The sequence below is a fragment of the Krasilnikovia cinnamomea genome (assembly GCF_004217545.1).
In the GTDB taxonomy this organism is placed as follows: Bacteria; Actinomycetota; Actinomycetes; order Mycobacteriales; family Micromonosporaceae; genus Actinoplanes; species Actinoplanes cinnamomeus.
This window is the reverse complement of sequence record NZ_SHKY01000001.1, coordinates 5,583,395-5,596,565: the sequence shown is the minus strand read 5'-3', so window position 1 is coordinate 5,596,565 and position 13,171 is coordinate 5,583,395. Positions and strand designations below refer to the sequence as shown.

The 13,171-nt window shown below is 69.2% G+C and carries 8 protein-coding genes and 1 pseudogene; 4 read left to right on the top strand and 5 right to left on the bottom strand.

Annotation, left to right across the window (positions count from 1 at the left end):
- Nucleotides 1–9: 9 nt before the first annotated feature.
- A complete protein-coding gene (locus tag EV385_RS25620; protein WP_130511756.1) occupies nt 10–2,568 on the top strand; it encodes a PKD domain-containing protein in 2,559 nt (852 codons plus the stop codon).
- Between the two features lie 70 nt (nt 2,569–2,638).
- Nucleotides 2,639–3,058 (top strand): hypothetical protein, encoded by a 420-nt coding sequence (locus tag EV385_RS25615; RefSeq protein WP_130511755.1) that lies wholly within the window; start codon nt 2,639–2,641, stop codon nt 3,056–3,058.
- Nucleotides 3,059–3,518: 460 nt separating this feature from the next.
- Here the strand turns inward: EV385_RS25615 and EV385_RS35295 are convergent, their stop codons facing one another.
- Both EV385_RS35295 and EV385_RS35290 read right to left on the bottom strand, forming a co-directional pair.
- Nucleotides 3,519–3,845: a helix-turn-helix domain-containing protein gene (locus EV385_RS35295; protein ID WP_242625354.1), complete on the bottom strand. Its 327-nt coding sequence runs from the start codon at nt 3,843–3,845 to the stop codon at nt 3,519–3,521.
- Nucleotides 3,846–3,931: 86 nt separating this feature from the next.
- Nucleotides 3,932–4,138 (bottom strand): annotated as a pseudogene (locus EV385_RS35290) (recombinase family protein); the annotation flags it as partial.
- 610 nt (nt 4,139–4,748) lie between these two features.
- On the opposite strand from EV385_RS35290, the gene EV385_RS25605 reads away from it, so the two are divergent.
- Complete coding sequence (locus EV385_RS25605; protein WP_130511754.1) at nt 4,749–6,944, top strand: S8 family serine peptidase; 2,196 nt, start codon at nt 4,749–4,751, stop codon at nt 6,942–6,944.
- Nucleotides 6,945–7,967: 1,023 nt separating this feature from the next.
- Here the strand turns inward: EV385_RS25605 and istB are convergent.
- Together istB and istA are read right to left on the bottom strand one after the other, a co-directional pair.
- Nucleotides 7,968–8,819: an IS21-like element helper ATPase IstB gene (istB, locus tag EV385_RS25600; RefSeq protein WP_278044984.1), complete on the bottom strand. Its 852-nt coding sequence runs from the start codon at nt 8,817–8,819 to the stop codon at nt 7,968–7,970.
- Nucleotides 8,816–10,288 (bottom strand): IS21 family transposase, encoded by a 1,473-nt coding sequence (istA, locus tag EV385_RS25595; protein ID WP_130513341.1) that lies wholly within the window; start codon nt 10,286–10,288, stop codon nt 8,816–8,818. The genes istB and istA overlap by 4 nt, the downstream gene beginning before the upstream one ends.
- Nucleotides 10,289–10,487: 199 nt before the next feature.
- Between istA and EV385_RS25590 the strand changes: the two genes are divergently transcribed.
- Entirely contained in the window at nt 10,488–11,819 is a 1,332-nt protein-coding gene (locus EV385_RS25590) for a recombinase family protein (RefSeq protein WP_278045010.1), read from the top strand.
- On the opposite strand, the gene EV385_RS25585 is transcribed toward EV385_RS25590, so the two are convergent.
- Nucleotides 11,760–12,580, bottom strand: a protein-coding gene (locus tag EV385_RS25585; RefSeq protein WP_207230136.1) for an IS5 family transposase whose coding sequence is annotated in 2 segments (ribosomal slippage) — nt 11,760–12,223 and nt 12,223–12,580 — 822 coding nt in all. Because the reading frame shifts where the segments join, the coding sequence is not laid out codon by codon here. The two genes, EV385_RS25590 and EV385_RS25585, sit on opposite strands and share 60 nt — an antisense overlap.
- Nucleotides 12,581–13,171 lie beyond the last annotated feature (591 nt).

Sequence of the window (13,171 nt, the reverse complement as noted above, 5' to 3'; positions counted from 1 at the left end):
ACCACCTCCATGGACGCAACCCCGCGCCGGTCGCGGGCGTCGCTCGCGGCGGCGCTAGTGACCCTGGTCGGCGTGGCGTCGGCTGGCGTGTTCGTCCCTGCGACGCAGGCACAGGCGGAGGCGGCCGGCTCAACGAGCCGGCCGCTCAACGTCTTGCTCTTGGGCGACTCGTACTCTGCGGGCAACGGCTCGCGGGACTCCGGCGACAACCGGACGTATTTCGGTGCCGAAGGCTGCTACCGCAGCTATACGAACTGGTCCAGCCAGTACGTCAATCGGCTCAACGCTGCGGGGACCCCCGCCACGCTGCTCAACCGGGCCTGCTCCGGCGGCGTAACCCGACAGTTCTTCGATGACCGGCGGATGGAGGGAACCGGCTACTCGGTAGACGTCAGCGGGAGCTACAGCAGCAAGGACGACCCGGGGGTCGCCGCCGCTGTGAATGCGAAGACCGGATGTTCCGAACGCCGGACGCTCAGCGACGACGAGTTCTGGCGGGTGCGGGTGGATAGCATCGGCGTCGGTTCGTCCCCCGGCACTACCAGCGCCTCCGGCGAGTGCGCGCGATACGTCGCGCGTCAGGTCAACTCCGTGACCCCGCAGACCGACTTGGTGCTGTTCACCTTCGGTGGTAACGACATCGGTTTCAGCGACATTGTGATGAAGTGCTTCACCGTGGCGCTGCGTAGCGTTTCCGGCTGCCGGGAGAAGATCGACTTCGCCAGGAACAACCTCGACACGGCGATGGCCTCGGTCGACAGGGTCCTGACCACCATGACGACGAACTCCGACCCCGCGCACCGGCTGCGCGCCGACGCGAAGATCGCCTACGTCTCTTATCCGCTGCTGGAGCTCAACGACAACTTCGAGCTGTCGAAGATCTTCGGCAGTGACAAGATCGACGTGGGCCACCAGGTCCGCGAGCTCGGCCTGCTCGCCCGCGACAGGCAGAAGGCCGTTGTCGACGCGGTCAACGCCAAGCTCGGCCGCAACGCGATCACCATGGTGTCGGGCACGCCGGAACTGTTCTCCGGGCATGAGCCGGACGGCCGCTTCAACGACACGAACCCGAACCGCTGGATCTTCGAGACTCCCCGCGGCGACTACCTGCGAATCAAAGACGAGTTCTACCACATGAACCCCGCCGGCCACGCCGCGCTCGCCGCACACCTGGCCACCTACGGCACGTTCGGCGCCGGCGCCCCGACCGGCCTGCGCAACGACATCGACCTGGTGTTCGTCATCGACACCACAGGCTCCATGTCATCGACGATCAACTCCGTCAAGGCGTACGCGTCACAGATCGCCAACCAGCTCGCGACCCGGTCGAACAGCTACCGCTTCGCGCTGGTCGACTACCGTGACCAGCCCGCGTACACCGGCTCATCTGGTGACTACCCGTCCCGGCTGGTCGTGCCCTTCACCTCGGACCTCGCCCAATTGCAGACTGGTCTGAACACCCTCTACGCGAGCGGCGGGGGCGACTGGCCGGAGAGCGCACTGTCCGGCCTGGAGGAAGGTCTCAAACTCCCCTGGCGTACCAACGTGCAGAAGGTCGCCATCCTCATGACCGACGCACCGGCCCACGACCCGGAGCCGGTGTCAGGGCTCACCAGCGCCGATGTCATCAACCATGCTCTGGCCATCGACCCGGTGCAGATTTACAGCGTCGACGTCTCCGGCTACAACGCGGCCGCGAACCTGGCCCCGCTGTCCGCCGGCACGGGCGGCGCCCAGTACCGCACCGCCGACGGCATCAGCGTCCCCGATGCCATCAGCAGCGTCCTGTCCACCGCTCTCACCCGGCCGACCGCGGTGCTCGAACACCAGGTGGTGGGCAAGATCGGCCAGTCGCTGTCCCTGAGCGCCCAGGGCTCCTACGCCACCGACGGCTCCGCGCTCAGCTACGCCTGGGACTTCGACGGCGACGGCACCTACGACGCCACGACGACGACCCCGCAAACGACCCACACGTACTCCGCCGCGGTGGAGGGCCTCGTCACCCTGAAGGTCACCGACGGCGCCGGTCACAGCAGCCTGGCCACGACCAAGCTGTACATCACCCGCGACGGCGACACCATCGCCGACGGGAACGACAACTGCCCCGACGTCTTCAACCCCGACCAGGGCGACCAGGACGGCGACGGTACCGGCGACGCCTGCGACACCACCTCCGGCTATGAGGTGCCCGGCGACCCCGAGACCGTCGACAACAGCCAGCTCACCCAGGACGAGGACGGCAACAGCACCCCCGCCGCCGTAAAGGAGTTCGCCGACCTCAACTTCCACAACCGCGACACCCTGCACTCGGCCGCCGACGTCGACTACTTCGGCATCAAAGTGACCAAGACCGGCGCCGTCCAGACCGTGCTCGGCGGCCTCAGCGCCGACTACGACCTGGCCATCACCGACACCAGCGGCGACATCCTCGGTTCCAGCGAGGAAATCGGCCTACGCAGCGAGAAGATCCGGGTGACACTGAAGCCCGGCAACTACCTGCTCAAGGTCTCCGCCAAGCAGGGCCAGCGCAGCGGACCGTACGTTCTCACCTCTGTCCGCCTCGGTTGAACCGGCCCCGGAGCGCCACCCGCATAGTGGTGGCGCTCCGGGCCAGCGCCCCGCGCCCGAAAGGATCCCCTTGACCCGCCTCCGCATCCTGGCCGCCTGCGCCGCCGCCCTCCTCAGCCTGACCGGCTGCACCGACCCCACCGACGACACGTACCTACCGGCTCTGAAGCAAGACCCCATGGCAGCCTGGGCACCCGCCGGCGCGGGAACCCCCACCCGCACCTTCGAGGTCGGCTACCGCGCCGGCGGCACCTTCGAAGGAAAACGCCGCCAGGCCCAGATCCTTAGGATCTACACACTTCCGGACGACGCGGCAGTCACGGCCGCGGTGGCAGCCGGCATCACGGCCGCCCAAGCCGCCGGCTGGACCACCACCGTGACGGAAGGAATCCTCACCAAGCCCATGGCCGGCACCAACGCCCAGCTAACGATCCTCCACAGCACCACGACCCCGCGGGCAATCAGCATCAGCCTCACACTAATTCCCTGATCCGGACGCCTCGACCTCGTGGGGTTCGCCGGCGGCCAGGGAACGGCCGGCGGCCCGCCGCGGCGCGGAGCTTGCCGGTGAGGTCACGGGCACCGGCCGGGGTGTGCCGGGAGGCCTGGCGGCTCGCGGCGGCCGTCGCCGTCGCGCCCCGCGCCGTCGCCCGCGGCGGTCCCCTCCCAACTCCGCGGGTGTGGAAGTCGCCACGTCATTGTCAGCGCTCGTTCGCCATCTCGCTGTCAGCGGGGTTTGCCACGGCTGACAGCCGGGGCCTTGTCGAGGGCGGAGCGGAATCGTCGGGGTCGCAGAGCGAGCCGAGTGCGGTGGTGAGCGGGGGTGTGACGCCGATGCGGAGAAGGCAGCCGAGGGCGAAGCCGGCTATCGCATCGGTGGTCCAGTGGTAGCCGAGGTAGATCATGGAGGCGGCGCGAACCCGGCGTGCGTGGGCCAGGGAAACATCGGGTCACGGTGACGTGGGAAGACGTCGGCGACGGCGGTATCCAGCCCGGTCAGGACATGCAGTTCGAGCCCGACGGTGATGGCGACAAGCACGATCGCTGCGCCGGCTGCTCGCGCCATCCTGGTGGCGACGATGGCCGTCACGCGGTCGTGGCGTTTGGGAACGTTCGAGGACCCGGTAGACGGTGGGCCGGGAAACCTCAAACAGCTCGGCGAGTTCGGCGATGGTGTGCTCGCCAGCGGAATGCAGCTTGCGTAGGTGCGCCTGCCGGGGCGCGGACGGTTTCGGTGCCCGGCCCTTGAGTTTGCCCTTGGCCTTGGCGATCGCCATGCCTTCGCGGGTGCGCATGCGCAGCAGTCGACCTCGAACTCGGCGAACGTGGCGAGGATGTTGAAGAACATCTTTCCCATCGGGTCGGCGGGGTCGTAGACCATCGTGGCGAGCCGCAGCCGGATGTTGCGGGTGGCGAGGGTGTCGCCGATCTGCCGGGCGTCGGGCACGGATCTGGCGAGCCGGTCGAGTTTCGGTACGACGAGGGTGTCGCCGGGGCGGACGGCGGCGAGGGCCTGGTCGAGGCCGGGCCGCTCGCGGGTGGTGCCGGAGTATGCCCGGTCGAGGTAGATGCGGTCGTCGGGTACGCCGAGGTCGAGCAGGATCTTCCTAAAGGCCAGGTCAAGACAAGACTGTCGTTGTTCTTTCGCTGGAAACTACGGCGAGCCCCGCGGGGCGCGCCGGGCCCGTCGACGGGCGATGATGCGGACGCGAGCCGGTCGGTGCCCCCGAACCGCCCGGTCAGGAACCCGTCAGGGGCTGACCGCCGATGCCGTCTGGGCGGTCGCTCGACGGCTGAGGCGCCCCACTGGTCGCGCTCCTGTGTCCGCAACCCCCGGGGATGTTCGAGCTGAGGCCGCTCGCGTCGAATCAACGCTGGTGTGGTCCCAGGCCGGAACTCCAGACGGGGCGACGCCAATCGTCACCGTCCGTATTCGCATTCCAGGTGCCGAACGTGACCGGGCTGCCGCTCTACGACCTCCGCTACAGCCGAGATGGGGTTCTCTTGACTCCACCCGATCGAGCCTGAACAGGAACTATGTGCGGAATGGTGGACGTCTGCGGGCGGCGTACGACCGGATGGCGGTGCGGGGAGATCGGGACGTCTTCGTTACCTACTGTGGTGGTGCCGTGTCGTAACATGCGACGGCTTCGCAAGATTTCTGGCATAGGGGACGACTCTTGCGCGCTGTCACTGCCTGTCTCACCGCGGCCGTACTCGTGGCCGGCACCGTCTCACCCGCCGCGGCGGCCGACACCGGCCCGGTGCGCCTGGACGTCGGTCTCGCCGCGGGCGCCGACCCGGCCGCGGTGGTCGCGACCCTCGGCGACGCCGTGGTACGCACCGGCCCGGTGCCGGGCCTGGACGCCATCACCGTTGACGTGGCCGCCGACCAGGCCGAGGCCGCCCTCTCCCAGCTCGGTGCCACGCCGGGGGTGCGATACGCGGAGCGGGGAGCGGTCGTACGAGCGGACAGCGACAAAATCAGTCTCAATTTCGGACTCATGGACATCCCGCCGGCCTGGACCTGGACGATGGGCGACCCCGGCGTCACGGTCGCGGTCGTCGACACCGGCGTCAACCCGACCGACGATCTCGTCGCGGACCGGCTGGCCGCCGGTTACGACGTCGTCGACGGCGACACCGACACCGCGGACGGCAACGGGCACGGCACGATGGCCGCCAACCTCATCGCCGGCGACGGCACCAACGGCGTCGGTTATGGCGGGCTGTGCAACCGATGCCGGATCATGCCGGTGCGCGCGCTGAGCGGCCCCACGGGCACGACCGCGGACCTCGCCGCCGGCATCGCCTGGGCGGCGGATCACGGCGCCCAGGTGGTCAACGTGTCGCTCAGCACCCCGGCGCAGAGCCGCCTGCTGCGCGATGCCGTCGAGCACGCGGCGGCCAAGGGTTCTCTGGTCGTCGCCTCAGCCGGCAACGAGGCGTCGACCGCGCGACGGTATCCGGCCGCGTACGAGCACGTCCTCTCGGTCAGCCAGGCCGGGCCGACGAAGAACACCGCCGCCGACCGGTGGGTCGACGTGGAGGCCTACGGCACCTGGGATGTGCTCGGCCGCAACAACACACCGGTACCCCTCACGGGCGCTTCCGGCGCGACTGCGCTCGTGTCCGGGGTCGCGGCGCTGGCGTTCGCGATGAAGCCGGACGCGACCGCGGACGAGGTGCGCTCGGCGATCCAACGCAACGCTGAGCTGAGCCCGCTCCACCCGCCGTACGGCACTCCCATGGTCAACGCCGGCCGGGTGATCTACGACCTCGGGGGCGTCGACACCGTGGCGCCCACGGTCACGTCGACCGGCCTGACCGAGAACGCGTTCATCCCGGCCGAGGGCGTGATGACCCTGCCGCAGATGACCGACGACCATGGCATCGAACGCTACGAGGTGCTCGTCGACGGCCGCTCCCGGTTCGTCGTCCTTCGCCCCGGCGGGAAGATCCTCGTGCAACCGCCGGCGAACCACAGCGGCCCCTTCCCGGTGACCGTCCGCGCATACGACTACGCCGGACACGTCGGCGAGGCGACCACGATGGTTCACACGGACACCCTCGCGCCCACCGGCAGACTGCTGTCACCGGAACCGTTCAAGGTCGTGCACTCCACGATGGTCGACGTCACCGTCAAAAGCTCGGACACCGACCTGCAGTCCATCACCTCGCAGTACGGCGACGGCTCGCTCACCAGAATCGGCGACTCGGATCGGTGGCAGGGGAGGGTCCCGGTAACCCCGTCGGGCGAGATCCAGCTGTCGCTCACGGACAAGGTCGGCAACCGCCGGGGACTGTTCGGCAACGTGCAGATCGACAACAACCCGCCCTCCGGTGGCACCATCGCCCCGGCGTCGGGAGCCAGGGTGCGCGGCACGTTCACCAGCACGCTGACCGGCGTCACCGACCTGAGCGGCTACGTCAAGGCCGAACTGCGGGCCAACGGCGCGCTCGTGGGTACCGACACGACCGCGCCGTACGCGCTGGCGGTCAAGACCGGCTCGTTCAGCGGCAACCTCACGCTGAGCTGGAAAGTTACCGACCGCTGGGGCCTGTCCCAGACGCTGCCGGCACGCAGCGTTGTCGTGGACAACGCCGGACCGTCCGTGACCATCACCAAGGCGCCCCGGAACAAGGCGAAGGTCCACGGCACGGTGACCGTCTACGCCAAGTCGACGGACGCCAGCGGCGTCGCCCGGGTTCAGCTGCTGATCAACGGCAAGGTCGTCGCCACCGATCGCGGCGCCGCGTACGTCCTCAAGGTCGCCACCGGCACGCAGCCGCGCACCATGAAGGTGCAAGTCCGAGCGTACGACAAGCTCGGCAACGTGCGATACACGAGCCCACGCACCTGGCATCGGACGTAGCAGCGCCCGGCCGCCGCACACGACCCACCCGCCACCCGCCCGGCCGCCACCAGCGTCGGGCAAGCTGAGATCACCATTCATCCCGCCGCGGGGGGCGTTCCAACGCCGGATCGCCCGGCACCTGCGTACGGTAGCGACGAACCGGTGAGTGCCGGCGGATTCCGGTTCCACCACCCGGGCGCGTAGCGCCCAAGCAGCCTCCCGCCCGTTCCACCTCGCCAGGACTTCCCGGCGGCCGGGCGGACCTCGGCGCACCGGCGCTGGGCGTGGGCACCACGGTGCCTTCGCGCTGGCTTCCAAGGACCTGGGCGCCACCCGGCCGAGGATCATTGCCGACCACGTACGCCGAGGTGTTGCTCCGCCGGCGGCGGTGACCCCGCCTGGTCCGCCGGGTGCACTCGCCGCCGCGTTGACCGACGAAACCCCGCCCGAGCCTCGTGCTCGCCGCAGTTGCGCTGACCGGCGTGCCCCGTCGTCCGCTGCTGGTCGCCGCTCAGTGCACACCCACCACGCCTCCCCCACTCCCCGACATACACCGGGTACGGCCGTTCAACATCATCGGGACTGTGGATCTGACGGATTGTCCGCCCTGACCCGCCGGGCGTAGGCCGACGAGGAAGGTGCCGTGATGACAACGACACTGGATGATGTGACCCCTCGGAAGAGGAATCCCGAACCGTCGGCGGAGCTCGTGCGCCTGCCGAGGACTGAGCAGGCAGATTAGGGGCTGTCTCGCTGGAGTGGTCACCGGTATTCGGTGAGCGTGGTGAGGGTGACCTGTCTCGATTGGGCGACGACAGCGGGTCGGTCTGCCACGTATTGATGGGTTAGTGGCTGGTTCGTCGCTGCGTGAGGTGATCTGTGATGCCGACACCCCTGCCTTCATCCGTGACTGCGCCGTCGGGTGCCTTTGATGCGTGGTTTGTCAACGGTCAGGACGAAGTCCTGTCCTGCGGTCTTGTGACCTCCGTGTGGGCGGACAGCGGAATTCCGTGCTGGTGGCCAGGTGATCTCCTGCTGGGTTTAGGTGGTCAAGGGCTGCACCCCCTTGCCGGCGAGGGCCTGGGCCAGGCGGTGGCTGTCGCCCTTGGTGGTGATCAGGTGGGCATGGTGCAGCAGCCGGTCCACGGTCGCCGTGGCCAGGGTCTTCGGCATGATGGTGTCGAAGCCGGACGGGTGGATGTTGCTGGTGACCGCCACCGACCGGCGTTCGTAGGCGGCGTCGACGACGCGGTAGAACGCCTCGGCGGCGTCCTGCCCGGCGGGCAGCATGCCGATGTCGTCGACCACGATCAGGTCGGCCCGGCAGATCCGGGCGACGGTGCGGGCCACGGACCCGTCGGCCTTGGCTCGGCCGACCGCGGTGGTCAGTGTTTCGAGGGTGAACCAGGCCACCCGCAGGTCGTTGTCGATCGCGGTGTGGGCGAGGGCTTCGACGAAGTGGCTCTTGCCGGTGCCGGACGGGCCGGCGATGGCGAGGTTTTCCGCTCGGCCGATCCATTCCAGGGTGGACAGCGCCTGTTGAGTGGCCGCCGGGATCGACGATTCGTCCGGTCGCCAGGTGGCGAAGGTCTTGCCGGCGGGGAAGTTCGCGCTCTTGCGGCGCATCCGCCGGGTCGCGGCGTCACGGCCGATGACCTCCTCGGTGAGCAGCACGCGGAGGACTTCGGCGGGGTCCCAGCGTTGGGCCTTGGCGGTGGCGATGACCTCGGGGGCGGCGGCGCGCAGGTAGGGCAGTCGCATCCGGCGCAGCAGCGCCTCCAGCTCGGCCGGCAACGCCGGCGCCGCCGGAGCCGTGGTGGTGCGCCGGCCGCGGGGCCGCGGCGCCGGGGTGGTCACGTCCATCGTGAGGTCCGTGGTGGTGTCGGTGGTCATGCGCCGAATCCTGTCCAGGGGCCGGTGCCGGGCTGGGCCGAGTGGGCTTCGTCGGCGACCACTACGTCGGCCGGGTCGCCGGCGCAGGACAGGTGGTCCAGGATCGCGGCCAGGTCGTGCTCGGCGAACCGGCCGGCCGCGGCGGCCAGGCCCAACGCGTGGTCGACCCGGTCGGCGCCGACGATCGCGGCCAACTCCACGGCCCGGGCCATCTTGGCCCGCACCCTGGTCGCGCCGCTGGCAGCGGCCTCCACGAGCCAGTCGTGGGCACCCGCGCCGAGGGCCAGGAACGCCGCCTCCTGCCGGGTTCGGGCCCGTGGCCGCGGCGGGCGTGGCCCGTTGCCGCCGGGATGTCCCGGGTAGTGTTCGTCGGCGATCCGCGGGTGGCCCGGAGTCGACAGCCGGTGCCGGGCGATCTCGGCCACGCCGGTGCCGGTCATCGCGGCGATGGCCAACTCGTCGCCCACGACACGGCACCACACCCGCGACCCGACGTGCCCCGGCGGGGTGGAGTACCGCACCGACCCGAACCGCACCGTCTGGTCGTCGTTGACCAGCCGCTCTTCGCCCAACGCGGCGGCGTGCGGGTCGGCCGGCAGCACATGCAGCAGCTCCCGCTCGACGGCCAGCCGCTCGACCGGCGCCACCCCGGTCTCCCGATGCGGCCGGGCGTTGACGTGATCACACCACTCGTCCGCGGCAACTACCAGCTCCGTGAAGCTGGTGTACTGGCCGCGCAGATTCGCCGACGTGGGCACCAGATCCTGCTTGGCGATCTTCACGGTGGCCTCCACGCCGCCCTTGGTCTCCGGGTCGAACGGCTCACACGACTCCACCTTGCAGCCGTAGTGCCGGCCCGCCGCCACGATCACCGGGTGCCGCACCGGCACCCCGGCCACGTGCTCCACCGTCACGGTCTTCGCGTTGTCGCCGAGCAGATACGTTGGCGCGCCGCCGATGCGCCGCAGCGCGGCGTCCACACACGACACCAGGGTGCCCAACGTCTGATCCCAGGTCGGGATGACCACCCGGAACCGGGACCAGGCCAGCCACGCGCAGAACAGACTCGTGCGCCGCCCGTCGATGCGCGGCCCGTCGCCCCAGTCGAACTGCAGCCACAGCCCCGGCTCGGGCACCCACGGCCGATACGTGCGCCGCCGCCCGGCCCGCCACGCGTCCTTGGCCGCCCGCACCGCCCGCCGCGTGGTCCGCTCGGTGCCGGTGAACCCCATCGCCACCAGCCGCTCATGCACCCGATCCGCCCGAATCTTTCCCTGCGACCGGTCCACCAACTCCTCGACCTTCGGCAGGAACGCATCGATCAACTTCGGCCGCCCTACCCGCACGAACGGGTCCCCGCCGGCGTCGCGCACCGCCACATACCGCTGCACCGTCTTCGGATCACAGCCGGCCAACTGCCCCGCTGAGTACGCGCAGCGGGTCAGGTCGTACGCCTCCAAGATTTCCATGATCTCCCTGTCAGACTTGGTCACGGTCTCTCCGGTCGGTCGGGTTGCAAGGTCAGCAACCGGCACCCAACCCGACCGGAGAGATCCACTTCACGTGGCCATGACGGAGATCACCTGACCGCCCACCAGGAATTCCGGTGTCCGCGAGCCGGGACTCAACTGTCCGTCAGCAAGGATTTTCGCCTGTCCGCTCGCATGGTTGCGCAGTGGCCAGCCTGTACTGCGGGCGCGTGGTCGAGGTCGACCGCTCACCCGTGGTGGGTGGCGGTTCGCGTTCTATGGGCGGATTTCGACGGCTGAGTATCAGGATCCGGTGTCGTCGCGAGCGTGGCAGGTGGAGGCGGCGCAGCGGGTGGTGGCTGGTCGGGGCCGGCTCGTGGTGGAGTTCTTCGACCCTGGGGCGTCGCGGAGTCTGCCCTGGCATAAACGGCCGGGGGCCGCTGCTCTGCTGGCTGCGGCGGCGGAGCCGGATCGCGGATTCGATGCGGTGGTGGTGGCGGAGTTCGAGCGGGCGTTCGCCGGCGGTGGCGAGGCCGGCCGAGTGATCGAGCAGCTGCAGGCCTTCGGCGTCCAGGTGTGGCTGCCGGAGGCCGAAGGGCCGGTCGACCTCAGCAATTCTGATCATCGGGCGTTGTTGATGATGTTGGGTCATCAGTCGCAGCGGGAGGTGCTGCGGACGCGGTTCCGGGTACGAGCAGCGATGACGGCGCAGGTGCGGGAGCAGGGCCGTCATCTTGGTGGCCGACCGCCGTACGGCTACCGGCTGGTGGACGGCGGTCCGCATTCGAACGCGGTGCAGGCGAGTTGGGGCCGGCGCCAGCATCGTCTGGCCGTGGATTCGGTGGCGGCGGAGCATGTGCGGTGGATCTTCGCCCGGCGCCTCGACGGCTGGAGCACGGCCGGGATCGCCCGGGCGTTGAACGAGCGGCGGGTGCCGTCGCCGGGCACCCACGACCGGGCGCGGAACCCGCACCGTGAGGGCACGGTGTGGACGCTGCGGACGGTGGCGGCGATCCTGGCGAACCCGCGGTACACGGGTCGGCAGGTGTGGAATCGGCAGTTCACCGATCATCGGGAAGCGGTACCAGGAGATCGGCGGACCAGTCTCGGCCCGGTCCGGGTCTGGAATCCCCGTACGGACTGGGTGATCTGCCCCGAACGCACCCACCCGGCATTGGTCAGTGACGAGGACTTCACTGAGGCCCAGGAGATCACCGCCCGCGCGATACCTGAGGGCGGGCAGCAGCGCCGGTACGCACTGACCGGCCTGCTGGTCTGCGCGGTCTGCGGCCGACGGATGTCGGGGCATTGGGTGAACGGGCGGGCCGGATACCGCTGCCGTCACGGGCACACCAGCGCCCAACCGGCCTCGGAGGATGCGCCGCGCTGGGTGTACCGGTCGGAAGTCCGGCTCGTTGAGGACTTGATCGCGGCGAACGCGGAACTGGCTGGCCTGGCGGACTTAGAACTCCTAACTCTTTGTGGTTCGGAGGCGGCGCCAGCAGATGAGGGCGCAGCCGAGTTTGAGTAGGGCTTCGTGGATGTCGTCGCGGATCTCCCAGCGGATGCGTAGACGACGGAACCAGTGCAGCAGCGCGAAGGTCTGCTCGACGACCCACCGGAACTTTCCCAGCCCGGAACCATGCGCGGTGCCACGGCGGGCGATGACCGGAGTGACGCCGAGCTCGCGGACCTGGGCACGGTACTTGTCATGGTCGTAGCCCCGGTCGGCGTAGACCTTCGGGGCCCGCTGGCGGGGCCGTCCGCGTTTGCCGCGGATCGGCGGAACGGCTTCAAGTAGTGCGATGAGCTGGGTGACGTCGTTGCGGTTGCCGCCGGTGAGCAGCACCGCGAGGGGAACACCGCCGGCGTCGGTGATGAGGTGGTGTTTGGAGCCCGGCCGGCCGCGGTCTACCGGACTCCGGCCGGTTTTGGGCCGCCCTTGAGCGCTCGGATATGGCTGGCGTCGACCACGGCCCTCGACAGGTCGAGCTTGCCCGCGGCACGCAGCTCGGCCAGCAGGACCTCGTGCAGCCGTTGCCAGACGCCGGCGTTGTTCCAGTCACGCAGCCGTCGCCAGCAGGTCATGCCGCAGCCGAAGCCGAGCTCGCGGGGTAGCCATTCCCAACGGATGCCGGTGTAGAGGACGAACAGGATGCCGCACAACACCTTGCGGTCATCGACCGGTCGACGACCAGGACCCGACCGCGGCCGCTGCTTCGGAATCAGCGGCTCGACCCGAGTCCAGAGGTCGTCGTCGACCAGCCACGGTTGCGGGTCGCGCTTCCTCATGTCACCGACAACGACCACACCGAAGATCAGGTCATACCGATACACCCGATTGAGTTAGGAGCTCTTAGGGGATGTCGCGGCGTATCTGAGGGCGCGGGACATGGTGGTCGTCTGCGGCCCCGGCACTCTGGTGATCGAGTACGCCGCCGGCGAGCCCGAAGACCGTCCCCTCGGCGAGGCCGAGCAGCTGGCCGACACTGGAAGCGGAGACTCGGCGCTGACCAAGTCACCAGCGGACGGGTGGAAACCTCCGGCGCCGCGTCGACGGTGTCAGTTGAACGGAGGCCGGTGAAGCGATTGCCGTCTCGGAATAGCCGGGACTTCGAGAAAGGCCAGATAACACGAAACCCCATCCGATCTCACGGCGAGCGCAATGATCGATATGGGGTTTAACGTGTCCGAACCCGATGCCTACGCCATCCCGTTGGTCGGCACGATCGAACCCGTCATACATGGTTGATAGCAGGCGCGGTCAATTTGGATCTAAACCTTCACCTGCCACGGCACCCAATCACAGCCCCCGTTTCCTTGGAATTCGGGGCTGATCTCCGCACGACGGAAAGCCTCCGGACGCAGGGTCCCGTGGACTCA

Excerpts from the sequence above, each read along its gene's own strand:
- istB (WP_278044984.1), bottom strand. The coding sequence starts at position 8,819 with ATGACCACCGACACCACCACGGACCTCACGATGGACGTGACCACCCCG.
- EV385_RS35295 (WP_242625354.1), bottom strand. The coding sequence starts at position 3,845 with ATGGCGATCGCCAAGGCCAAGGGCAAACTCAAGGGCCGGGCACCGAAA.
- istA (WP_130513341.1), bottom strand. The coding sequence starts at position 10,288 with ATGGAAATCTTGGAGGCGTACGACCTGACCCGCTGCGCGTACTCAGCG.
- EV385_RS25620 (WP_130511756.1), top strand. The coding sequence starts at position 10 with ATGGACGCAACCCCGCGCCGGTCGCGGGCGTCGCTCGCGGCGGCGCTA.